Here is a 22,701-nt window from a genome sequence, read left to right on the forward strand (position 1 = left end):
TCCGGGCAGAACGGGAGCCAAAATGACCATGGAGTTTAAAGGGAAATACCAACACCGTTCAGTGCGCGCAGGCGCTCAGAGCTGAATCAGACAGGCCCGGTCGCGGCCTTCGCGCTTGGCGCGGTAAAGCTGTTCATCGGCCGCCGCCACCAGCTGCTCCGCCTGAAACACAACATCCGGAATCATAGTGGCCACCCCGGCACTGATCGTAACGTGCGCCGCTACCGACGATGCTTCGTGCTGAATGCCGAGACGGTGCACCGCCTCCAGCATGTGGTCAGCCACCAAGGCCGCACCTTCGTGCTCGGTGGCCGGAAGCAGGCAGACAAACTCCTCGCCACCGTAGCGGCTGAAACTGTCGAGCGGACGTTTCAGCAGCGAACGCAGCGTACCGGCCACATTCTGCAGCACGGCATCGCCCGCGATATGGCCGTAACGGTCGTTGTACTGTTTGAAGCAGTCGATATCGATCAGAATCAATGACAGCGCACACTGATCACGCTGACATTGCCGCCAGTTAAGCAGCAGCTGTTCATCAAAATACCGTCGGTTAGATACCCCGGTCAGACCGTCCAGCGTGACCATAGAGGTCAGAATGTCACGCTGCAGTTTCACCGTAACGTGCGTGCGCACCCGCGCCGTGACCAGCAAAGGGTTGATGGGTTTGGAAATAAAATCGACACCGCCAACATCGAACGCGCGCACTTCGTCGACCACGTCGTTCTGGGCAGTAACAAAGATCACCGGAAAATCGCTCATGCTCTGGCTGGCTTTGAGCATGCGGCAAACCTCGTAACCGTCCATTTCCGGCATCATGACATCCAGCAGCATAATGTCCGGCGGATTCACCGCGCACATGGCCAGTGCCTGCTGGCCTGTGGTGGCCATAAAGACCTCAAACTCGGCTTTAAAAATTTCGTTCAGCACCCGGATGATCAAGGGCTGATCATCGACAATCATCAGCCGCGGTTTACGGGTAAGACCCGGGATCACTTCCGTCAGCGGCTTTCGTGAATTCATACGCTGGCCTCCGCGCCCGTCAGTGCTGACAGCGCTGCGGCGAAATTGAGCCCCGCCACCTGCTTCATCACGTCACCCCATAGTTGCTGATCACCGGGAAAGCCATCCGCCGGCAATGTGTCGATAAAATCCAGAACCGCCATGTTGTTATCACTGAGCAAGGCCCTGAGCTCTGTCATGGCCTGACGCCAGCGTGCTTCCGGCCACACCTCGCTAGCGCTCTGTCCGGTATTATCGGCCGCAGACTGCGTGAGCTGAGCCAGGGCGTTAAAGGACCCGGCGAGCAGTTCCTTCAGTTCTGCCAGCAGATCGTCTGTGTTGTGCGGCGCGCCCGCTTCCGGGGTTTTGTCGTAGGCCTTAAACAGCTGTTCCAGCTCGCTGCAGCGACGCGACAAGGTGACAGCACCCATGGTGCCGGACGTGCCCTTCAGCGCGTGCAGCGTGGCAGCACTGTCTTTCCAGCGCTGCCCGGCCCAATGCCCGGCCAGTGTATCCAGTAAGGTGCCCATATCCGCCGGGAAACGCTCGGTCATGCGTTTCAGTAAATCGCGGTTGCCGCCAAAACGCTGCAGCAGGGATTCCGGATTTTCGATGGTGACGGTGGTCACTGTGGTGTGGGCAACGTCTGCAATGACCTCAGGCTGCCTGCCTGCGGGCTGGGCATCGGCCGGGTCTGCGTCAGACACCGCAGCGGACTGGCGCTGGCGCTTACCGTGCAACGTGAGAATGGCATCCACCACTTCATCCAGATCAATGGGTTTACCAACGTGATCGTTCATGCCCGCTTCAAGGCAGGCGCGCTGGTCGCTTTCCGACACGTTGGCCGTCATCGCCAGAATCGGCAATGCGGCAAAACGGCCGTCGGCACGAATGCGGCGCGTGGCCTCGAGACCGTCGATGTCCGGCATCTGCATGTCCATCACCACCAGATCAAACACAGGCTCGCCCTTCACAACCTGACTGACACCGCTTAACCCGCCGTCGGCCAGATACACCTCAGCGCCTTCGCCGCGCAGCAATTCAAACGCGATCTGACGGTTAATGTCGTTGTCCTCGACCACCAGCAAGGTCAGGCCGTGCAAGCGTTGCTGCCGTTCGGCGGGCTGTACGGGCGCCTGTGATTCGCCGTGCTGGCGGCGGATGGCCCGGCCCACGGCTTCGGCCATCTGCAGAGGGGTTACCGGTTTGCTGAGAAAATCGCAGAACGGCGCGTGCTGGTTGTGCAGCACATCATTCAGAATTTCACGGCCGTAGGCGCTGATCAGAATCACCGGCGGTGCCGCGTCGGCCAGTGTTTTATTGATGGCCTCAACCAGCGTGACACCATCCTGGTCAGGCAAGCGCCAATCAACCAGAGCCACCTGATACGGCGCGCCCGCGGCCAGCGCGTTCTGCAAGGCCTGTAAGGCACTGGCACCGTCGTTGGCACACGCCACCTGCCAGCCCATGGCGCGGCCGTCACGCTGCATCAGCTCGGCGGTTACCGGATGATCTTCCACCACCAGCACCCGCACCGGCTCCTGCGCCGGTTGCAGAATGTCGTCGTCCACGACCGGCAGGCCAAGTTCAAACCAGAAGCAACTGCCCTTGCCGAGCTCGCTGCGCACCTGCAGTTCGCCTCCCATCAAACCAGCAAGCCGCTGGCTGATCACCAGCCCGAGCCCTGTGCCACCAAAACGACGGCTGATGGACACATCGGCCTGCGTAAAACCCGAGAAAATCTGCTGTTGATTCTCAGGCGAAATACCAATCCCTGTGTCTTCCACTTCAATCCGCACGTGGAAAACACCGATGTCCGATTCCTGCCCGGTTACGCGCACAATGACATGACCCTGCTGGGTGAATTTCAGTGCATTACCGGCGAGATTAATCAGAATCTGCTGCAGGCGGTTGCTGTCGCCCAGCAGCATGTGCGGCAGACGCGCATCAACATCAAACAGCAGCTCAACCGGCTTATTCCCCAGATTGCCCGACAGCACCACCGCCAGATTGCGCAGCACATCGTCGAGGCGGAACGGATGAATATCCAGTTCGAGTTTGCCCGCCTCAATTTTTGAATAATCGAGAATATCGTTGAGCAGGCTGAGCAGCGACGACGCAGCACTCTGGGATTTACCGACATAATCCCGCTGACGCTCACTCAGCTCTGTCTGCGAAACCAGTTTCAGCATGCCCAGCACGGCGTTCATCGGTGTGCGGATTTCATGGCTCATATTGGCCAGAAACGCGGATTTTGCCGCGCTGGCCGCGTCGGCGGCTTCTTTCGCATCGCGCAGGCGCGCTTCGTATTCCAGCTGCTCGGTGATGTCGCGGTTAATACCTGTGATGCGCAATACGCTGCCGTCTTCTGCACGCTCAACCTGAGCGCCGGCCTGTACACTGCGCACGCCCCCATCCGGCAGCTGTAAACGGAACACAGGGTCAAACACTTTGCGCCCGGCCATAGCATCACGCAGTGCCTGTTCGGCGTGTTCACGGTCGTCGGGGTGCACACGCATTTTCCAGTGTTCGTACGCCAGACCGTTATCACGCAGTGATGACGGATACTGATACAGCTCGAACATACGGTCGTTCCAGTGCAGCTGATTGTCGGCCGGCGTCCAGCTCCAGACGCCCAACTCGGCCACCTCAGTGGCCATGGCCAGCTGGGCCATAGCGGCATTCAATGCGTCCTGCTGCGCACGCAGCTCACTCAGATCAGTGAGAATCCCCACCACCAGACTTTCGCCATCCACCTTCATAGCGCCCAGACTGATCTGCACCGGAAAGACCGAGCCATCTTGCCGTTGTGCCGGAATTTCACGATTAATGCCGATCACCCGGCTGCTGGTCATGTCGCGGAAACGCTGCACATACAGGTCGTGTTTTTCAGCGAACTCCGGTGGCATCAGCATGGTGATATTGTTGCCGATGACGTCGCCTGCCCGATACCCGAAAACTTTTTCACCGGCCGGATTAAACGAACGGATTAAGCCGAAACTGTCGATCGTAATAATCGGATTCATGGCCGTGTCGAGAATCGCCCGGGTGGTCAGCAAGCTGCGCTCCAGTGCCTTACGGGCGGCCTTACGTTCGGTAATATCTGCCGCAATGCCAAGATAACCGGTGATTTTTCCGTCACTGTCGCGGATGGCGGTGGTCGCCAGAGTCACCGACAGATGCTGGCCGTCTTTACGCACGTACGTCCATTCGCGGGTTTCCGAGCCCTTAATTTCCGGTACGTGCACAAACACGCGGAAACCACGGATTTCGCCGCCGTATTCACGTTCAAGCTCAGCGGAGCGGGCTTCAATTTCTTCCATCAGATGCAAGGGCGCTGGCGACTGTTTACCCACAAAATCACTGGCCTTATAACCCAGCATCTTTTCGGCGCCTTTATTAAACAAGGTGACCATACCCTGCGGGTCGGTGGCGATGATGGAGACTTCCATTGCAGAATCCAGCACACCCTGCAGGGTCTGGCTGAGGCGCCGGGCCTCGCCGGAGCGCTCCTCAATCTGGCGTTCCAGCGTGCTGTTCAATTCGATAATTTTCGCTTGCGCATTTTTTTGCTCTGACACGTCGCGGATGCTCTCCGACAGCCCCACCACACGGTCATGGACGTCGTGAATCACGGAGTAAGAAATCGACACATCCAGAGTGCGTCCGTCTGCGGTGTGGCGCAGGGTTTCAACAGGAGGCGGATTAATACCTTGCGATGCCAGCTGGCATACCTGATCAACAGCATCGCTGACATCCGGTGGCACAATCAGCTGGTGCAGGTTTTTACCCATGACATCTGTTTGCCGGTAACCAAACATTCTTTCCGCCGCGCGGTTCCAGCTGGTGACTTCCCCATGGCAGTTCTGACTGACGATGGCGTCGGCCGAGGTTTCGACAATGGCCGCCAGCCGCGATTGCTGCGCACGCAGTTCATCCCGCCGCTGCTGACTGCCGAGCCAGGTAGCAAACAAAGCACTGATCAGTACGCTGATGCCGATGGCAATAAACAGCACGATGAAAGGTGACGCCAGGTGCATGGCATCGACAAACGGAAGGAATGCGGTAAAGCGGAATTGCCATACGCGACCATAGATGGTTGTTTCGAATTCCTGCACGGCCAGCACCGGGGCCGACGTGGTCAGTGGCGAGGCAAAGAAAGGTACGGGGTTATCAGGGTCGGTGACGTCAGTCAGCTCCAGCAGCATGTCATTGCCGTTTATTGGCAAATCTGCCAGCACCTCCGACATCAGCAGCGGCGCGTAACTCCAGCCGAACCCTTTGGCGATTCGCTCCGCCTCGGTGTCGGGTGTGCGACTACCATGGTAGGCAGGCATCAGAATCAGAAACGACTGCAGGGAAGCCCCTGTTGCCTGCACCAGAGTAATGGGGCCCGTCAGGCGCACCTGCCCGCTCACCAGAGCATCCCAGGCCGCGGTACGGCGGTTGGTTTCTGACGCGATATCGAGCCCGACCGCGGCCAGATTACGCTCCACCGGCTCAACGTACTGAATAACAAAACGCTCACCGTCGTGAGGGCTGAGCTGACGGATACGGAATTCCGGCCAGCCGTCGGCTCGGGCCCGCTTAAGAAACGCCGCTTCGTCAGCCTTTGCCACCCGGCGGATAAAACCAAAACCCCGGGCGCCGGGAAATTCTGTATCGACATCCCGGGTCTGGCTGTAGCGATGCATCAGGTCGCGATTAAACGTATCGCCTGCGGTCAGCACCGAGCCGCGCATGCCGCGCAATCCGTATTGGTAAAGTTCGATGCGCTCTTCAACGTGATGCGCCAGCGACGCCGCGTGTTCCTTCAGATGCTCCTGCACCAGCGCTACGTTGTGCCTGTGATTCTGATGTGCCACCAGAGCACTGAGCAGCAGACAAACGATAAACACCAGTAACGTCAGCAGCCACAGCGAGCGGCGAGTGTTTGATTTCAGCATGGGCGCTCCGGCCTCCATCCGGAATCAGAGCCGGTGACCAACACCGGTGTCGGATCGCTCAGGCTACTTGAGGAAGCAGCGGCAAACGCTCTGAATGCCTTAAGAATAGTAAGGACAGCTCACTTCTCCAGCGGGCTGAAGCCCTTGGCATCTTCTGGTATCCTTCCGCCTCTTTTTACGTCCAGTGCCGGCATCAGCGGCACGGCAACAGGGAGAAAGCGCCCCATGGTGACCATGTACGGCATCAAAAACTGCGACACCATCAAGAAAGCCCGCACCTGGCTGGAACAGGCCGGTGTTGAATACGCTTTTCACGACTACAAAAAAGACGGCCTGAGCGACACCCTGCTGGATGGATGGATCCGCGAGCTGGGCTATGAAGCCCTGCTGAACAAACGCGGGACTACCTGGCGCAAAGTGGATGAGAGCATCCGCGACAATATTGACGAGGCCTCAGCCCGTGCCCTGATGCTGGACAACCCGTCCATCATCAAGCGCCCGCTGCTCGACACCGGCGCGCAGAAAGTGCTGGGGTTCAGCGCTGACGAATACGCTGCCCTGTTCAGCTGAACACAGATTTAAAACCAATTAATCACGACAGAAACGACACGCGCGAAGGCGCAGACAGAGGAACGACTATGACAAACGCATTTGCCCTGGCAATTGGTCTGGGAACCAAAAACAGCAAAGGCGACTGGCTGGAAGTGTATTACCCGCAGCCACTGCTGAACCCGGCTGCCGCTCTGGTTGAAGCTGCCCAATCCGCTCTGGGTTACGAAGGCGGCAACGTGGCACTGGAAGCCGACGGCGGTGAACTGAACGCCTTCGCCGATGCCATTGAAAGCACCGACGCCACCCTGGCCGCTCTGGTACGCGCCGCCACCGAAAGCGAAAAGCCTGTGGTTGTGACCGTATTGGAAAGCGATGCCCAATCCGTCAGCACCCCAGAGGTGTACCTGAAGCTGCACCTGCTGTCGCACCGTCTGGCCAAGCCGCACAGCCTGAATCTGGCCGGTATGTTTGCCCTGCTGCCTAACGTGGCCTGGACCAATAAAGGCGCTGTGGATCTGGAAGAACTGCCAGCCGCACAGCTGGAAGCCCGTCTGAACGGCGAACTGCTGAGCGTGAACAGCGTGGATAAATTCCCGCGCATGACCGACTACGTGGTACCAAAAGGCGTGCGTATCGCCGACACCTCGCGCGTGCGTCTGGGCGCGTACATCGGCGAAGGCACCACCATCATGCACGAAGGTTTCGTCAACTTTAACGCCGGCACCATGGGCGTTTCCATGGTGGAAGGCCGTATCTCGGCCGGTGTTGTGGTGGGTAACGGTTCTGATCTGGGCGGCGGCTGCTCGACCATGGGCACCCTGTCCGGCGGCGGTAACATCGTTATTTCCGTGGGCGAAGCCTGTCTGATCGGCGCCAACGCCGGTATCGGTATTCCACTGGGCGACCGTTGCACCGTAGAAGCCGGTCTGTACGTGACCGCCGGTACCAAGATCCAGCTGCTGGACGACCAGAAGAAAGTGGTTGAAGTGGTCAAAGGCCGCGATCTGGCCGGTAAATCCGACCTGCTGTTCCGTCGTGATTCCATCACGGGCGCGGTTCAGTGCGTGACCAACAAGAGCGCCATTCAGCTGAACGAAGAGCTGCACGCCAACAACTGATGCCTCTGCCGGGGCTGAATTATTCAGCCCCGGATCACATCTTTATGACAGCCATGTGACAAGCAATTTGTCATTAGTGTTTACCCGCCTGACTTTTTCCGCATTTTCCTTTTCAGCTGTCTCTGACGGCTAATATTGAACAATCGATCACAAATCAAACACCGCCTGTAAAGACGGCGCTGCCCGTGCGGAGGCTGTTATGCGTTATCTGCTGTTGGTTGCCCTGAGTCTTGCCGGATTGCAAGCACTGGCCTACGACAAAAGCCAGTATCTGCCACCACTTCCACTGGATAAGTACCTGGATTCTCTGTATCTGGATCATGCCCTTGGCCTGCGCGCCGGCACGCCCACCAGCCGCCAGAGCGAGCGCGTAGAAAGTTACGAGGTTTATCTGAGGCAGGAGTTTGCGCGTTACAACTTCGGCCTGCTGATTCCCTCGGCAGAAGTGGGCGTTGCGCATCTGGCGGCGGGCACCGATTACGGTTATGTGTTCAGCGCCGGGCCCGCGTTTGCCATTCCCATGGCCGGTTTCAGCAGCCGCCTGCTGTTTGTCGCCCACGGCAAAGTGGTGTGGCTTACGCGCTACGAATTTGAGGACATCGACTACGGTGGCCCGCTGCAGTGGAATTACGGCTTTGGCGGTAAATATCAGATCGAGCGCAACGCGTATCTGGAATACACCTGGCAGCACATGTCGAACGGTGACCGCTACGACACCAATCCCTCGCTGGAAACGCGCAATCTGACCTTCGGCATTAATTTCTAGACCGGCCGGAGAACGACAATGACCAGTCCGGCCGCTTAACGTGCGGCCAGCTGTCCAGCGGCCAGTCGTCCCAGCGTCTCCACCGCCCGGTCAACCTCAACACTCCAGGGAATGGACGTATTAAGCCGCATGCAGTGGCTGAAATGGGCGGTGTTCGAGAACAGATCACCCGGCACAATGGCGATTGAATGGCGCACGGCCTCGTAGTACAGGCGTGTGGCGTCCACACCGGGCGGCATCGCCACCCACAGAATAAAGCCGCCCACAGGCTCGGTCACCCGCGTGCCTTCCGGAAAATGGCGGTGCACGGCGTCGATCACGCGCCGGCTGTTTTCCGCCATGGTTAAGCGCAGCTGACGCAAATGCCGGTCGTACTGGCCATTCTGCAGATACGAGCTGACCGCGTACTGCGACAAACTTGGCGCCGAAAAGGTGGTAAAGGTCTGCTGCTCCTGCACCTGACGGAACCAGCGTCCGGGCAAACACCAGCCCAGACGCAGACCGGCCGCCAGCGTTTTGGAAAACGATGAGCAATACATCACCCGACCGTCGGTATCAAAGGTTTTCAGTACCGTATTCACCGGCTGCTCGCCAGCCACCCCCGGATGCCCCAGCTCACCGTAAATATCGTCTTCCAGAATGCCGACATCATAACGCTGTGCCAGTGCCACCAGCTGCTTCTGCCGGGCGGTCGGAATGGCAGCGCCAATCGGGTTGGAGTAACGCGAATTCACCACGATCAGGCGGATTGGCCATTGCTCCAGCGCCAGTTGCAACGCCTCGGGACTGATACCGGTTTGCGGGTCGGTGGGAATTTCGATGATCTTAAGCCCCTGCAAGGCGGCCAGCTGCAAAATGCCGTAGTAACACGGCGATTCCACCGCAATCAGGTCGCCCGGCTGAGTCACCGCACGCAGGCAGACACTCAGGGCTTCGGCACAGCCGTTGGTCAGAATGATGTCGTCACTGGCGCAGCGCACCCCCACATCGCGCATGCGTGTGGCGAGCTGGCGGCGTAAGGGCAGTAACCCCGGACTGAACTGGTAGTCGAGCACGTCGGCGGTATGAAAACGGGCGACCTTATTAATGTGCGTCTGCAACTGACGCAGCGGCAGCAGCTCGGGCGCCGGAATCGCCGCGCCCATGTTGATGGCACTGGGGCGGCGGAACTGGGCCAGCATGTCGTTGATCAGCGCCGACTTGGTGAATTCTGCCGGCCGCTCGCCCTGTGACAGCGGTGGCAAGGCATCGTTGGCCGACACCCGCACGCCCGGCGAGAAACTGGCGCGCACGTAGTAACCCGATTGCGGCCGCGCCATCAGCCAGCCCTGATCCTCCAGCCACGCATAGGCCTGTGTGACCGTGGAAATACTCACACCTTTAATCTGACTGAAATGGCGCACGCTGGGCACTTTCTGGCCCACGCTGTACACGCCGGTTTCAATGTCGGCCTGCAGATCGGCGGCAATCTGCTGGTACAAAGGTGTGTTGGCTACGGCTTTAAGCATTTTCTCCTCCTGAACTGAAGGCATCATAAGCTGAGCGCCCGATCAGTAACCGGTACAGTTTACCGGCAAATTGCCAGTACAGTTGCCCCATTAAAGCAAACTGTACTGCTAACTGTGCTGCCCACTGCCTCTGACGAACGCCCACCGCTTGCAGGCATCCTGTTGCCAGAGTTTGGGGCTACACAGGAGGACATCATGAACCCAACGCTTATCGCTTCTTCCTCTCCACAGGTTACGTCAACAGCGGTGACTACAGCGCCGGCCGGCCTGCGCTCAGCACTTGTGCCGGCGCTGTTTGCGGTGGCGCTGTTTGCGGCCACAGCGCCGCTGACGCAGTTGGCACTGACCCAGCTCAGCCCCATGCTGGTCAGCGCGGCCCGCGCTCTGCTGGCGGGTATAGGTGCGCTTATCTGCATTCGCCTGAACCGCTGGCCACTGCCGCCGAAACCGCTCTGGCTGCCACTGCTGCTCACCGGCGTGATGGTCGGCTTCGGTTTTCCCTGGCTGCTGGCCATCAGCCTGCAGTCGCACAGCGCAGCGGAAACCGGCCTGTGGCTGGCGGGTCTGCCCCTGCTGACTTCGATTCTGGCGGTGGTGGTGTTTGGCGAACGGGTACAGAAGCGCTTCTGGTTCTGGGCCAGCCTGTCGTTCGGCTTACTGCTGTGGGTGATTGCGCCGGCGGATCCGCTGAGCGACAACGCCGCCGTGCCGGCCATGATCGGCACACTGGTGTGTGGTGGTGTGGGCTATACGCTCGGTGCCTGGCTGTCACGCTCACTCGGTGGCTGGCAAACCATCTGCTGGGCACTGGTGGTGATATTGCCGTTTTCCGCCCTGAGCACTGGCATCGCCATCGGCCAGCAGCCGGCACCGGCGGATGGTTACCAGTGGTCAGTGTTGCTGTCGGTGGTGTATCTGGCATTGATCAGCCAGTGGTGGGGATTCCGCTTCTGGTATGGCGCTCTGTCACGCGGGACCGCGCGCATGGCGCAGGTGCAGATTCTGCAGCCGTTGTTCACGCTCATACTGGTTGCGATGCTGCCTGACAGCCTGTTGCCGGGCAGCGCCACAACACCCGGCTTATGGTTGCTGGCCGTTCTGACCATGCTGACGGTGGCAATGACGCTCAGAACGCGGCAATAAAGCTACACGGCAATAAAGCTACACGGTAAGAAAACACCTCGGCCCTCAAAACGCGGTAATGAAAAACTCGGCACTGAAACACGAGGCAACAGCGCAGGTCAGTGTTCAGGGACACGACAGGGAATTCCCGTGTCACCTGAACACGCTGGCGATACCTGAAACCTCTGACGTGGCAATCAACAGAAAACATCACCGAATGCCTGAATCCCCTTCCGCAGGAAACAGACGCTTTTTAGGAGAACGCCCCTCTTCAGGAGAATGCCCTTGTCTAAGGGCATTCTCCTGAGCATTTAACGGCAGCGGGCTGATCCAATGTATTGGTCACCACCAGGAGTTCACCGGATGGCGCCCCATGCACATACGCTTCGGCTTTTTCCTCTTAGCAAGGTCGTTTTTAAGCAGAGCAATGCCTTTTCCGTGCGTCTTACGACGATGCGTATGGCATCCTTTTATGCACCCGTTTCTGCACTGATTTGTGCTCTGGTTCTGCACTGGTTTCTGACCTGTCTGAACCCGGCCGGCTGTCCAGCCACTGATTCGTAATCGCTATCGTGGCCCGAAAAACGCAACCCCGGATCTGACTCCTACCTTCGCCAGACTCCGTCAAAACCAAAATCAGCACTTTATTATTAGTTTCTGATACCCCTGTCGTAGTAACAGACCAGACGCCTACCTACTTACGTCCGAAACAAGGCGTCGGCTTTTCGTCGATAAACAACCGTTCTGGAAAGCCAGAAAATCGTCATTGTTACAATCCGTGCTCAGTTGTAAGGACCGTTTTGGCATTTTGTTGATATTTGAACAATCGATCACCCAACCGATTTTTGGTCGCTAATCTCTGGTCATCGAGAGCAATTACCGACTTCCAAAACGGGGCCAGAACCATGAAAAAACTGATGACCGCTGCTGCTGCAGCACTGTTCGCTGTAACCTTTAACGCTAACGCTGAAACCCGTCTGGTGCTGCCACCGCTGCCACTGGACACCTACCTCGACAGCCTGTACCTGGATTACTCGCTGGGCTTCAAAATGGGGACTCCGACCAAGGAGCAGAACGTCGAAATCGACACCAAAGAAGTGTACCTGCGTCGTGAGTTTTCCCAATTCAGCGTGGGCCTGATGATTCCCTCCATGGAGGTGTCAGTCGCTCAGCTGAATGCCAACGAGCTGCACGGTTATAACTACGGTGTTGGTCCTTCCATGACCATTCCGCTGGCGGGATTTGCCGGCAAGATGCAACTGGTAGGCTCTGCCAAAGTGCACTGGCTGACCCGTCATGACTTCGACCGCAAACAGTACGGTGGCCCTGTGCAGTTCACCTACTCGTTTGGTGGCAAATATCAGATCGAACGCAATATGTTTGTTGAATACACCTGGGAACATATGTCGAACGGAGACCGTTACGAATACAACCCAGCGCTGGAAACCCACAATTTTGCTATAGGGGTGAACTTCTGATGAGAGAAATCAGCCCGATAGCGACCAGTTCTGACCTGGCCCGCTCTCGATAAGCTGCTAGTCAGATGACCCGGGGGACGCCCCGGGTTTTTTTATTCTGAAGGTTTAAGAGTGAAGATTCAGAAGATACCGGCCTGACGCATTGCCGCGATAATCTTACGCATCGAGGCGCCGTAGTAGCGGTAAAAGGATCCGTTGATTTGTCCGTTGTGGGACAGAAAATTACGGAAGCGAAGAAATAAATCGTGATCCACCGGATCAGGCGCCTGCCAGAACGCATCCAGCGGTTTCTGATTGCACAGCCCCGGAATATCGTAGAACGCATCCCCCAGCACTTTCACCGGTGCCTTATGGTAAAAAGCCTGCAGCGCTGTGGTGCTGTTGATGGTTAACACCCCGCGACAGTGATCGAGCATGGTGGGTAAATGCTGATCGTGGCAATACTGCAAGCGGTCGCCCAGCTGATAACGCTTGCGTAAACCTGCAATCAGGCGGCCGTAGTGGCAATGCCCGCGATCCATCGGGTGGTGTTTGAACACCAGACAATCTTCTTTCCGCCCGTGCTGCGCGAACGACGCCACCAGTTCCTCAATGCATTGCTGAATGTTTTCGTAAGGCGAATGAAACTGAATCTGCGCGTCGTTGTGAACCTGCAACGGCATCAGGAAATAGCGCCCATCGTATTTACCCAACAGGCGGGCCAGCAAACCACGCTCGGTCACTTTGTAGAGATAATGGCGTGCCGCCGCCAGATGCCAGCAGGTACCCTCATACAGCGGGGAAAATGAACGGTGGTGATGGTAATGCGGGTAACGCCAGGCCTTCAGCGCCGCTGCGTTGTAATAGAAAGCGGCATAGCGGACCCGGTTCCACAGATGAGCACCAATCGCCAGTTCGGGTTCTATTTCTTTATCCTGCCAGCGGGCGATGCTGTCGGCCGTAATGCCGCTGTAGCCATTCACCCCATCCCGTTCAAAGGTCAGATGATTGGGGCGGATATAACCTTCTTCAAAGGCAAAAAACTGCACATCCATTTGCTGACAAACAGCCCGTGCCTGACGATGGTACAAACGGCAGTCGCCGTAAACACAGACCGTTTTAACCGAGTGTTTTTCAATAAATGCGCGCAGAAAATCCGGCCAGTCGTCTGGCTTGCCACGGAACGGAACCGCGCCCGTGCTACGGCTGTACCAGTCATCACCGCCGTTAAAATTAATTTTGTACGCTGTGACACCCTCACCCCTGAGAGCAAGCACTAAACGCTTAAAGAAAGGCCCTAATGGCCCCTGCAAAAACAACACTGCCATACCTGGCCCTTAACTGAAAAATGCCTCAGTCAGATACCTGACCTTACGCCCCTGCCTTGCCAGCCAGGAGCTTTTTAATGACTGCCGAGCGGCCATAAGTTCACGCTCATCGGCCAGTAGCCGGATAATCCTTTCCGGGCTAACCAACCGCCGCGAGTGCCAGTCAACACAGCGGCAATAAAGAATCAGGGCTATCGCCACCAGCTCTGCCAGTGACCGCCGCCGGCGACGCTCCGGAAACACCAGCTCATCATCGGTCAGGCCCCACCCGGCGTAAAAAGGCGAACCGAATACGGTGACCGGCTTGCCCCGTATCAGAGCTTCAAATCCGGTCAGCGAGGTCATGGTGCACACCCGGTCACAGATCTGCAGCAGCTCGTGCATACCGGCATGCGTCACATAGGCATCGGCGTGCTGAAGCGCAGCCTGCTCGCCAAGGGCGCCCGGACGTACGCCCGAGTAGAGGTCCGGATGTTCTTTAAACACCACATACGCCTGAGGATATTTCTTCCGCACGGCGGCCAGCAAACCGGCGTTGGTTTTTACCACACCCCGGCTTCGGGCAATGGACATATCCGCTTCGAACTGCCCAGGCACCAGAATCAGCTCTCGGCCACCGGCATCCGTACGTAAAGTCTGCACCAGGCGGTCAACCTGATCGCCCTGATCACCGACGTTGTATTTGGTCACCGCCAGGCGGTTCAGCATGCCGACCAGATGGCCGCCACGTTCAATTAGCGCGGCGGACAAATCCGTATGCCTGAGCATCCACACCAGATCAGAGTCGGCGTCGTCGCGGTAATATAAACCACGCCCGTCAATCACCAGACACGACGGCCGCCGTAAATCGGCACCCAGACCGACCGAGCGGACAAAGCCATCTTCCATCCGCCAGAATGCGCTGCCGGTCTGGCGTACCTGAGCCGCGAGCTGATCATCCGCTCCGCCCCACACCAGTACCGCGGCGTCGCCGGCATTATGCTCAGCCAGCCGTTTAAGAACTACCGACCGCTTAACAAACCGCACGGTCTGCGCCATATCCGCAACAAAGGCCGGCACAAAGGAGCGCTTCCACAGTGAGAAGCCAACGGCGTAGCAGACCTTAACCTGCACTTTGTCGGCCCGCATACTGCCAACCATCAACTGATCCAGCACATCCTCCACCTGACCGGGCACGCCATCGGGCAGAACATAACGCGGATAACGGATCAGGGCCGCTGCCAATAACTGCAGTAAGGTAAGGTTTAACCGGCGGCGCGGGCATAATTTCCGGTCACGGGTCAGCCCCCATCCGGCGTAAAACGGCAATCCAAAGCAATGCACCGTCTTGCCGTGCCACAGCGCTTCAAATCCCAGTTGGGACGACACGCAGTAAACGGCCTGTACTTTCTCAAACAGCGCCGCCGGCGCACAGTCATCGGCGATTACCCGTACACGCGGATGCGTAATTGTCTGCGCCGGGAAATAGCCCAGCTTCTTGCCCAGCAACACATCCGGATGGGTTTTGATCAGAATCAGCGCGTCCGGGTTTTCCGCGAGCGCCGCATCCAGCATGGCGCTGAAATCCGCCGCATCGGCCTGGGCACCGGCAACTGAAAGATCACCGAATGTCTGGTCGACCACCAGTATCAGCGGCTGTTCCGCCGCCTGCAGCCATGCCGGCAGGGGCTTTCGCGGATGATTGTATTTTGAACAACCGCTGGCGCGCAGCTTATGCAGCAACCGCTGCGCCCGCCCGGCCATGGACGCATCGAACCAGGCATCCGCCTGCAGACAATCCAGCTCCAGATCCGACGGCGCCGATGCATCGTAGTAGATACCGGTTTCATCAGCGATCAGCGACAAACGATGGGAATCAGAGGATGGATGCCCGGCGTAGGCAATAAAGCCGTCTTCCAGAGCAATAAAAGGCAAACCGTTGGCGCCAGCAAAACGCCTTCCCGGACGGGTGTTGGCTTTATTTCCCCATCCGAGCACCACATCCTGTGCTGACGGCTGTGACAAGGGGGTGATCCGGCGCAGTACCGCAGTTTCTACCGCAAAGAAGGCCGTCAATTGCGAGTTGCCGGCAATACCGGCTGAACTGGTCCAGAAGGTGCGAGACACCGAATAATTCCCTGATGATGAGACCACCGGCTCCCCCGTCCGGCAAAGGCGGCACTATATCACAGACCTGCGCGGCGTCCTGCCTGAGGCAGAGCAAGGTAGGTTACTGATGTGACAAAAAAGTCTCAGAATTGACATACGGCGGACGTGGTCGATAGATCAAATGCACGTGATATGTATAATTCGCTGGCAATCAGGAAGCCGCTAATGTCTCAGGTATTATTCGTCAGTCACTCCAAGCGTGGGAATCGTTATTATTACGATGCATCAACCCGCTACCGCTGTATTTTTCCGGCGGAGTTTCTTAACACCGCGGGTATTACGGCCCATGTAGTGCACGTTAAAGACCTGAAGAAAATCGACTTAAGCGGATACACACACCTGATTGCCCACCGGCCACAGGACAGCTTCCGCCTGCGACGCTATCTGAAAAAAGCTGACTTACTTGGCATCCGCTGCATCGTCGACTTTGACGACCTCCTTTTCCGCCCGGATCTGGCTGCTGAGAGTCCGTCTGTGCTGTCTGGCACGATGGATTTGCGCACCGCTCAGCGAGAGAATTCTGCTTACCTGAAAGCACTCAGACGGTTCCGCTACTGCTGGGTATCCACAGACCGCCTGAAAGCGCACGCAGAACAAGCCGCGCCCGGAATTCAGGTTGACGTGTGCTACAACCAGATGAGCGCCCGCTGGACCGCACTCAGCACGCCAGTGGCTGCCAGCGAGCGGATGCGCAATAAAGTAATCCGCTATATGCCGGGAACCGCGCATCACCGGCAGGATTTCGCCCGCATACAGAAGGTGCTGGTCAATATTCTTGAGACCCATCCCGATATCCGCCTTGAGGTCATGGGCGAGCTGGAGGTGGATGAACGCGCTTTTCCAGCGGGTCAGTTTTCGCGCCTGCCCTATGTTTCCTACGATGAATTACCAGAATTCATCGCCAGTAGCTGGCTGACCATAGCCCCCCTGGAAGACACAGAATTTAATCGCTGCAAAAGTGGACTCAAATTCTGGGAGAGCGGCATTTTTGGTGTGCCGGTCATCTGCAGCCCGCTGCCGGACATGGAACGCTTTGCCAATGACGGCCTGATCATGGCCTCCGAGCCAGAAGCCTGGCCCAATGTCATCAGCCAGCTGTGTGACGCCGGAACCTACGAAAAATGCTCCGCCGACACCCGGGAAAAAGCGCTTGGCGCTGTGATCACGGCGGCCACGGATATTCGAGCCAGCCTACTTGGTCGTAGTCTGACCCCGTCTGAAAGACCGGCTTTGTCAGCCGCTCAGCTGCAGAACCAGCATATTCATATGTGCGCGAAATTTGGCCCACGCTGGGTAGCAGATGCCCTGAATCCGACAGCTAAACATCACCACCCGATTAACGCCCTGAAGCCGGAAGAACTCTCACAAGGTTGCAAAGATACGGCGTCATTCAGGATAAAAAGCGATTCTCACTACAAAAATCGCTCAACAACGCGCCGAAAATTACGAAAACTGATCCGCAATCCGCGTTTGTTCTTTATCGATATGCTGAAAAATTTTTCAAACTGAAGACACCGGGACTGATGGCAGCAGACGAAGAATTCCCTCCCAGCCATCAGGATAAGTGTCGAAATCACGCTCAACTTCTGCGACGTATTGCGAACAGATAGCGTCCACCGTGTCGCCAGTCAGTCCTTTCGTGCGGATGCAATAGCGGCCACCCATCTGGACGACTTTTACGTAAACACACTTATACCCTGCCGCCATAGACTGACTGATGGCCCCGGACACAAGTCGGTACTGTCCATATTTGCCGCTGACAACACTATTGTCATGAACCCGCATAAATGCCGGAAACTGGTCAATCGCTGCATAAATCGCACTGCCCGCCTGCAAAGCAGCCTCAAAGTGGCTGCGCCAGGATTCACGATTGTCCTGATCCACCTTGATGCAACGGCCACCCGAAAGGTACTGCTGGCCATTTTCATATACAGCCCTCGCCAGTGCAGCAACGACAGGATCCACCATATTAAGAGGGGAATCCACAAACGGAAAAACAGCCGTTCCAGCTCTCGCCAGAAGCAACGGGGTTATAACCTGAAAAAAATCGTGACTACCGAGATACAGAGTTTCTTGACGTGCGAAACTTTGCTCTTCGCTATTAGCAACCTCATGTAATGAAAATGGCCGACCAGAAAATTGGGCCATACGCAGAAATATCAAATCACGATAAATATAGTTTTCAATGATCCGATCACGCATAGCAACATCACAATGAACGCCCAGCGAACCAAGCATGCGCTCATACCCTGCCACAGCATTAATCCAGGGGAAATTCTGCTTATTTATATTGCCAACATCGACCTGAAGCGGTGTTCGTTCCGACAGATGCTGCATGAGTTCTGATAAGTAAGTATCCATTCTATCCCTACATAAAATCCGTATCACCGCAGCTAACCCACATACCCTGGATAGGAGAATCTGGTGTCGCTGACCGCCACGCAAGCGCTGCACTTCGGTCTTGCACTGAAATCCAATCTTCTGACTCTATGAGTGTATGCCAGGCATCCAGAACCCAGAAGACCAACCCAGATTTACCAAATTGGAAAAGCAACTGATGAAGGCGCGCCAAACAAGACTTAAACGTCTTAACATCACCAATAAAGTCCATCAATCGAAGTCGATCACCTTCGGCTTTAACGACAGCCAGAGCATTAATATCCGAAAATAGGAAAACGTTGTAACTGAATTCCGGATGTTCAACATACCGATACCTAAAATAGGAAAAATCCCTTTTCAGATATGCCGTATTAGATTCACCCAGAGACTTCTCAAACTCCTTCTGACTAAGAAGATAGGTCTCTTTCGATATTGAATCAGGATCGACCAGATCAGGCGTTGCGACATCAGGCGTTGCCAGATGAGACAGTGAAGAACCAAAACATTTACCACCCAGAACCTTACACTGAAGAATAGCGCCACCATAATCGTATACTCCTGTCCGGGCACCCAGTTTCATGTGACGACCATGAGGAAAGCCAAATATAAAATCGGCACCCTGCTCAAAAGCATTCGCGACAAATAACCTTGAAAGCCGGTCAAACGTACCGGACTTATAGAATCCGCGTTGCTGCGTCAAAACACCGACATCCGCGGACTGTACGGCCACCTTATCGCATCCCGCGACACAGATAGTTCTTGGCAGCCCCCCATCATGACCAACAACCCGGCCGTTTTTTATAAGGGATAAACTGTACCGCCCACCTGAGCGATCATACTTCCAGGACCAGAATTTTTCACTGATGCGGAGTCCGAAAACAGCCTCAAACATATCCCGTCCAGACACACTGAACGACGTACCCCGCGTGTAAAGACCGTCGTCATGGACAACATCTGTCCGAATCAGCAGCAGATTCCACAATGAGTCCGAAGTGGCAGGCCCCGAAAAATACCTCATAGCCTGACTCATTCTAAGCAGACGCAGAGAGATAGCAGACAACTGGCCGTGTGTTAAATCCACCGGGAAACAAAGCGTCACCCGACTTCCCGGAGACGTGATTCGTGCAAGTTCCTGCAAAAGCTCCAGCCAATCCTGATCCGCAGAACTGACCGTGTAACGAACTTCAGCGCAAAGAGCAGATTGGGCCGGGGCGAGCCTGAGCTCAGCCATGTCAAACAACCTGAGCGTGTCCTTTGTGTTGACGGAAACAGCAGCATTAGTATTCATTGATGCCAACACCCGTCAGCTTTCTCGTGCCTTTCTGCTGACAGATGTCACTAAACGCCCGAACTCTACGGCCGTCCATTTCGAGGCCCACTTGTCCCGTACCCGATTCATATGTCCGACTGCATCGAGAACCCCATGCATATGAGCTGACGCTGCAGAACTTCCGGTTAAATGATAGGTTGCAGTGATTTTTTGATCTCTGTGGAAGTGGGTCAGACGCGAAAGCTGAATCCAAAAATCCCAGTCTTCAAAGAATTCCAGCGATTCATCAAAACGACAACCCAAATCTATAAACCGTCGGCTGAAGGTAACCGCGTGAATGGGAATATAATTGGTATGCATCAAAAGGCCCGGATCAAACGGCTCGTTAAATTCCCTTAGCAACTCGCCCTGCGGACTCAGCACACGAACGCCACGATAAAAGACATCGATGTCATTATTGCGGCGCCAGGCCGCCAGAAACACCTGCACATGGTCAGGGTCCAGCTCATCGTCATCATCCAGAAAATTGACAAACTGCCCTTTGGCCTGATTAAGACCGACATTGGCGGCCGCTGCCCGTCCGCGACTGACAGGCACATTAACGATATTCATACGCCAGAAGTCACCTTGAAAGGGCGTCAGCACATCATCAACTTCACAACCACCGTCATTAACCACCACAAGGTCAATATAATTCCTGTGTGACTGTGATTTGACAGATTCAACTGCTCTTATCAGTGTATCTGGACGATTTTTTGTGCGAATGACGATGGAAACAACCGGCCGGTCTTCTGGCTGAGAGTCGGCCAGATTCAGGAACGCCCGCTCACGCACACTCCCCTGCAACCGGCCTCTGACGGAGGCATAACGATAGAAGGCTTCCGCCGCCTTTACCTGCTCGGGCAAGGTATAGGTTCTGGCGACATTCAGTGCCTCCATAACCTGAACATAATTATTCTGACCTAGCTGGGATTGATAGAAATGCAGAAGTCGCGACTTCTCGGCCGCAACGGCGGAAATATCAACCAGAACATTAGTCTCGCCCTGACGCGAGATTTCATAATGAAAAATCTGGCCGGTAAACTCTGATTTTTTCAGCGCCGTCCATGTAAGCACAGCAGCCGAGCGGTGATCGGGGTGAAACTCTTCTGGCGAGGGGAAAAAGACCACATCCGGATTAAGTTCCTTTAACACCGAATGCAACGCCATGACCTGATGCTCGCTACAGGATACACCCCGGTCAGGCAGTTCAAGGAAAACGGTTGCGGCGTTCAACTCCTTACTAACAGCAAGCGCTTCGTTCTGACGCTCTGATTTAGTACCACCCTTATCACCCGATGTCAGATACAGCAGGGTTAACTTCTGGCCTTTGCTTGCAGCAATAGCCAATGCGCCCCCCATACCAATAATTTCATCATCCGGATGGGGTGCAACGACAAGCCAGTGTCCCGCTGGCAACTCCGATGCTTTAAACGGTATCAACACATGCTCGGGTAACATGACGACCTCCCTGTAGCGACATGCCTAGTCAAAATGTGACAAGGTTCACATTTTATCCTGATATGCCACACAACAGAAAGTCAAAAACCGCCATAAATCGGTAAAGCTTGCACTGAACGCACAAAACGCACATAAAAAAAGCGTGGTCAGGCCACGCTTCTTATACTTCTGCTAACGATGACTACTTAAGCAGCTTAGAAATGTCGTCAGCGTTCCACTCAGGGAAGTACTTACGCACCAGACCATTCAGCTCCAGTGTAAACATTGCCATACGCTGTTCATATGAGAGCCCCGCTGAGCGGTCTGTTTTTTCACGGATCATGCCCGCCGCCAGCGTTAGATTGGACATGCGGTCAATGACCACGAAGCTGCCCGTACCCTGCGTCTGATCGTACGGATCGATCACCAGCTCGGCACTCAGCTCGACCGTCACCAGACCCACTTCATTCAGCCCCAGATGATCCGCGTCCAGCCGGTCCATCGTGTTAACATCCACACGATGCTGAACGGCGGTAACACGACCGTAAACACTCTTGGCGGCGGCTTTAAAAATATACTCTTTACCAACCACAAGCGGTTCTTCATTCATCCAGACCACTTCGGCGGTAAATGCAGATGTCACCTCAGGACGCATTTCCAGACTGACGATGACATCGCCACGGGAAATGTCGATTTCATCTTCCAGCGTCAGCGTGACCGCTTCACCAGCACCGGCCCAATCCAGATCACCGTCTGCGGTCACAATACGTGAAACCTTGCTCACTTTGCCGGATGGCAGCGCCATTACCGAATCACCTGCTTTTACCGCACCAGCCGTGATAGTGCCGCAGAAACCCCGGAAATCGAGATTCGGGCGATTCACATACTGCACCGGTAAACGGAAGGCCGGAAATTCAACCGCAGGGGTTGTATCTACGCTTTCCAGCAGCTGAATCAGAGTTGGGCCCTGATACCAGTCGGTGCTGGCGCTGCGTTCTACGACGTTGTCACCCAATAAGGCAGACATAGGAACGAAATAGATATTTTCAAACTTGAGCTCTTCAGCAAACTGACGGTAATCATCAGCAATCTGGTCGAACACACTCTGCTCAAAGCTCATGAGGTCCATCTTATTGACGGCCACAATCACATTTTTGATACCCAGCAGACTGACGATGTAGCTGTGACGACGGGTCTGGGTCTGAATGCCTTTACGGGCATCGATCAGAATAATCGCCAGATCGCAGGTCGACGCACCGGTCGCCATGTTCCGGGTGTACTGCTCGTGCCCCGGGCAATCCGCAATAATGAACTTACGCTTATCCGTAGAGAAATAGCGATAAGCCACATCAATGGTAATACCCTGTTCACGTTCAGACTGAAGACCATCGACCAGCAGCGCCAGATCGAATTCCTGATTCGTGGTATTAAACTTCTGAGAGTCCTTCTTAATCGCTGCCAGCTGGTCTTCGAAGATCAGCTTGGAATCGTGCAGCATACGGCCAATCAGGGTCGATTTGCCGTCATCAACGTTGCCACAGGTTAAAAAGCGGAGGATATCTTTTTGCTCATGCTGCTGCAGGTAGGCAAGGATATCCTGTTCAATCAAATCAGATGCGTGTGCCATAT

General features: G+C 55.8%; 15 protein-coding genes. 6 read left to right on the top strand and 9 right to left on the bottom strand.

The window, feature by feature from the left end; genetic code table 11:
• Positions 1–75: 75 nt before the first annotated feature.
• Together ACQUQU_RS09570 and ACQUQU_RS09575 are read right to left on the bottom strand one after the other, a co-directional pair.
• Complete coding sequence (locus ACQUQU_RS09570; RefSeq protein WP_430459454.1) at positions 76–1,020, bottom strand: diguanylate cyclase domain-containing protein; 945 nt, start codon at positions 1,018–1,020, stop codon at positions 76–78.
• Positions 1,017–5,945, bottom strand: coding sequence for a PAS domain S-box protein (locus tag ACQUQU_RS09575; RefSeq protein WP_430459455.1), 4,929 nt, complete (start codon positions 5,943–5,945; stop codon positions 1,017–1,019). Before ACQUQU_RS09575 ends, ACQUQU_RS09570 begins: the two co-directional genes overlap by 4 nt.
• A gap of 225 nt (positions 5,946–6,170) precedes the next feature.
• Here ACQUQU_RS09575 and ACQUQU_RS09580 point away from each other — a divergent pair, with 225 nt between their 5' ends.
• The 3 genes from ACQUQU_RS09580 to ACQUQU_RS09590 all read left to right on the top strand — a co-directional run bounded on the left by ACQUQU_RS09580 (position 6,171) and on the right by ACQUQU_RS09590 (position 8,381).
• Complete coding sequence (locus ACQUQU_RS09580; RefSeq protein ID WP_430459456.1) at positions 6,171–6,515, top strand: ArsC family reductase; 345 nt, start codon at positions 6,171–6,173, stop codon at positions 6,513–6,515.
• 68 nt (positions 6,516–6,583) lie between these two features.
• A complete protein-coding gene (gene dapD / locus ACQUQU_RS09585; RefSeq protein WP_430459457.1) occupies positions 6,584–7,615 on the top strand; it encodes a 2,3,4,5-tetrahydropyridine-2,6-dicarboxylate N-succinyltransferase in 1,032 nt (343 codons plus the stop codon).
• A 199-nt stretch (positions 7,616–7,814) separates the two neighbouring features.
• Positions 7,815–8,381, top strand: a complete 567-nt coding sequence (locus tag ACQUQU_RS09590) for an acyloxyacyl hydrolase (RefSeq protein ID WP_430459458.1) — start codon at positions 7,815–7,817, stop codon at positions 8,379–8,381.
• 35 nt (positions 8,382–8,416) lie between these two features.
• Here ACQUQU_RS09590 and ACQUQU_RS09595 read toward each other — a convergent pair whose 3' ends face one another.
• Positions 8,417–9,889 carry a PLP-dependent aminotransferase family protein gene (locus tag ACQUQU_RS09595; RefSeq protein ID WP_430459459.1) on the bottom strand — a complete coding sequence of 491 codons (1,473 nt, stop codon included), beginning with the start codon at positions 9,887–9,889 and terminating at the stop codon, positions 8,417–8,419.
• 195 nt (positions 9,890–10,084) lie between these two features.
• On the opposite strand from ACQUQU_RS09595, the gene ACQUQU_RS09600 reads away from it, so the two are divergent.
• Entirely contained in the window at positions 10,085–11,032 is a 948-nt protein-coding gene (locus ACQUQU_RS09600; protein ID WP_430459460.1) for a DMT family transporter, read from the top strand.
• A gap of 884 nt (positions 11,033–11,916) precedes the next feature.
• Positions 11,917–12,489: an acyloxyacyl hydrolase gene (locus ACQUQU_RS09605; protein ID WP_430459461.1), complete on the top strand. Its 573-nt coding sequence runs from the start codon at positions 11,917–11,919 to the stop codon at positions 12,487–12,489.
• 119 nt (positions 12,490–12,608) lie between these two features.
• Here the strand turns inward: ACQUQU_RS09605 and ACQUQU_RS09610 are convergent, their stop codons facing one another.
• Positions 12,609–13,796 (bottom strand): capsule biosynthesis protein, encoded by a 1,188-nt coding sequence (locus tag ACQUQU_RS09610; protein ID WP_430459462.1) that lies wholly within the window; start codon positions 13,794–13,796, stop codon positions 12,609–12,611.
• Positions 13,797–13,805: 9 nt separating this feature from the next.
• Positions 13,806–15,902, bottom strand: a complete 2,097-nt coding sequence (locus ACQUQU_RS09615) for a capsular polysaccharide biosynthesis protein (RefSeq protein ID WP_430459463.1) — start codon at positions 15,900–15,902, stop codon at positions 13,806–13,808.
• Positions 15,903–16,076: 174 nt separating this feature from the next.
• Here ACQUQU_RS09615 and ACQUQU_RS09620 point away from each other — a divergent pair, with 174 nt between their 5' ends.
• Entirely contained in the window at positions 16,077–17,453 is a 1,377-nt protein-coding gene (locus ACQUQU_RS09620) for a hypothetical protein (protein ID WP_430459464.1), read from the top strand.
• Here the strand turns inward: ACQUQU_RS09620 and ACQUQU_RS09625 are convergent.
• The 4 genes from ACQUQU_RS09625 to cysN form a co-directional block, all read right to left on the bottom strand.
• Entirely contained in the window at positions 17,445–18,305 is an 861-nt protein-coding gene (locus tag ACQUQU_RS09625) for a hypothetical protein (protein WP_430459465.1), read from the bottom strand. The genes ACQUQU_RS09620 and ACQUQU_RS09625 overlap by 9 nt on opposite strands.
• A gap of 7 nt (positions 18,306–18,312) precedes the next feature.
• A complete protein-coding gene (locus ACQUQU_RS09630; RefSeq protein ID WP_430459466.1) occupies positions 18,313–19,611 on the bottom strand; it encodes a hypothetical protein in 1,299 nt (432 codons plus the stop codon).
• A gap of 15 nt (positions 19,612–19,626) precedes the next feature.
• Positions 19,627–21,093 (bottom strand): PIG-L family deacetylase, encoded by a 1,467-nt coding sequence (locus tag ACQUQU_RS09635; RefSeq protein WP_430459467.1) that lies wholly within the window; start codon positions 21,091–21,093, stop codon positions 19,627–19,629.
• A 181-nt stretch (positions 21,094–21,274) separates the two neighbouring features.
• A complete protein-coding gene (gene cysN, locus ACQUQU_RS09640; protein ID WP_430459468.1) occupies positions 21,275–22,699 on the bottom strand; it encodes a sulfate adenylyltransferase subunit CysN in 1,425 nt (474 codons plus the stop codon).
• Positions 22,700–22,701: the final 2 nt, after the last annotated feature.

The organism is Thalassolituus sp. LLYu03, assembly GCF_050507655.1.
Taxonomy (GTDB): Bacteria; Pseudomonadota; Gammaproteobacteria; order Pseudomonadales; family Oceanobacteraceae; genus Venatoribacter.

Bases quoted from the DNA above. Each gene is read 5' to 3' on its own strand.
- ACQUQU_RS09570 (WP_430459454.1), bottom strand. From the start codon at position 1,020: ATGAATTCACGAAAGCCGCTGACGGAAGTGATCCCGGGTCTTACCCGT.
- ACQUQU_RS09575 (WP_430459455.1), bottom strand. From the start codon at position 5,945: ATGCTGAAATCAAACACTCGCCGCTCGCTGTGGCTGCTGACGTTACTG.
- ACQUQU_RS09580 (WP_430459456.1), top strand. From the start codon at position 6,171: ATGGTGACCATGTACGGCATCAAAAACTGCGACACCATCAAGAAAGCC.
- dapD (WP_430459457.1), top strand. From the start codon at position 6,584: ATGACAAACGCATTTGCCCTGGCAATTGGTCTGGGAACCAAAAACAGC.
- ACQUQU_RS09590 (WP_430459458.1), top strand. From the start codon at position 7,815: ATGCGTTATCTGCTGTTGGTTGCCCTGAGTCTTGCCGGATTGCAAGCA.
- ACQUQU_RS09595 (WP_430459459.1), bottom strand. From the start codon at position 9,889: ATGCTTAAAGCCGTAGCCAACACACCTTTGTACCAGCAGATTGCCGCC.
- ACQUQU_RS09600 (WP_430459460.1), top strand. From the start codon at position 10,085: ATGAACCCAACGCTTATCGCTTCTTCCTCTCCACAGGTTACGTCAACA.
- ACQUQU_RS09605 (WP_430459461.1), top strand. From the start codon at position 11,917: ATGAAAAAACTGATGACCGCTGCTGCTGCAGCACTGTTCGCTGTAACC.
- ACQUQU_RS09610 (WP_430459462.1), bottom strand. From the start codon at position 13,796: ATGGCAGTGTTGTTTTTGCAGGGGCCATTAGGGCCTTTCTTTAAGCGT.
- ACQUQU_RS09620 (WP_430459464.1), top strand. From the start codon at position 16,077: ATGTATAATTCGCTGGCAATCAGGAAGCCGCTAATGTCTCAGGTATTA.
- ACQUQU_RS09625 (WP_430459465.1), bottom strand. From the start codon at position 18,305: ATGGATACTTACTTATCAGAACTCATGCAGCATCTGTCGGAACGAACA.
- ACQUQU_RS09630 (WP_430459466.1), bottom strand. From the start codon at position 19,611: ATGAATACTAATGCTGCTGTTTCCGTCAACACAAAGGACACGCTCAGG.
- ACQUQU_RS09635 (WP_430459467.1), bottom strand. From the start codon at position 21,093: ATGTTACCCGAGCATGTGTTGATACCGTTTAAAGCATCGGAGTTGCCA.
- cysN (WP_430459468.1), bottom strand. From the start codon at position 22,699: ATGGCACACGCATCTGATTTGATTGAACAGGATATCCTTGCCTACCTG.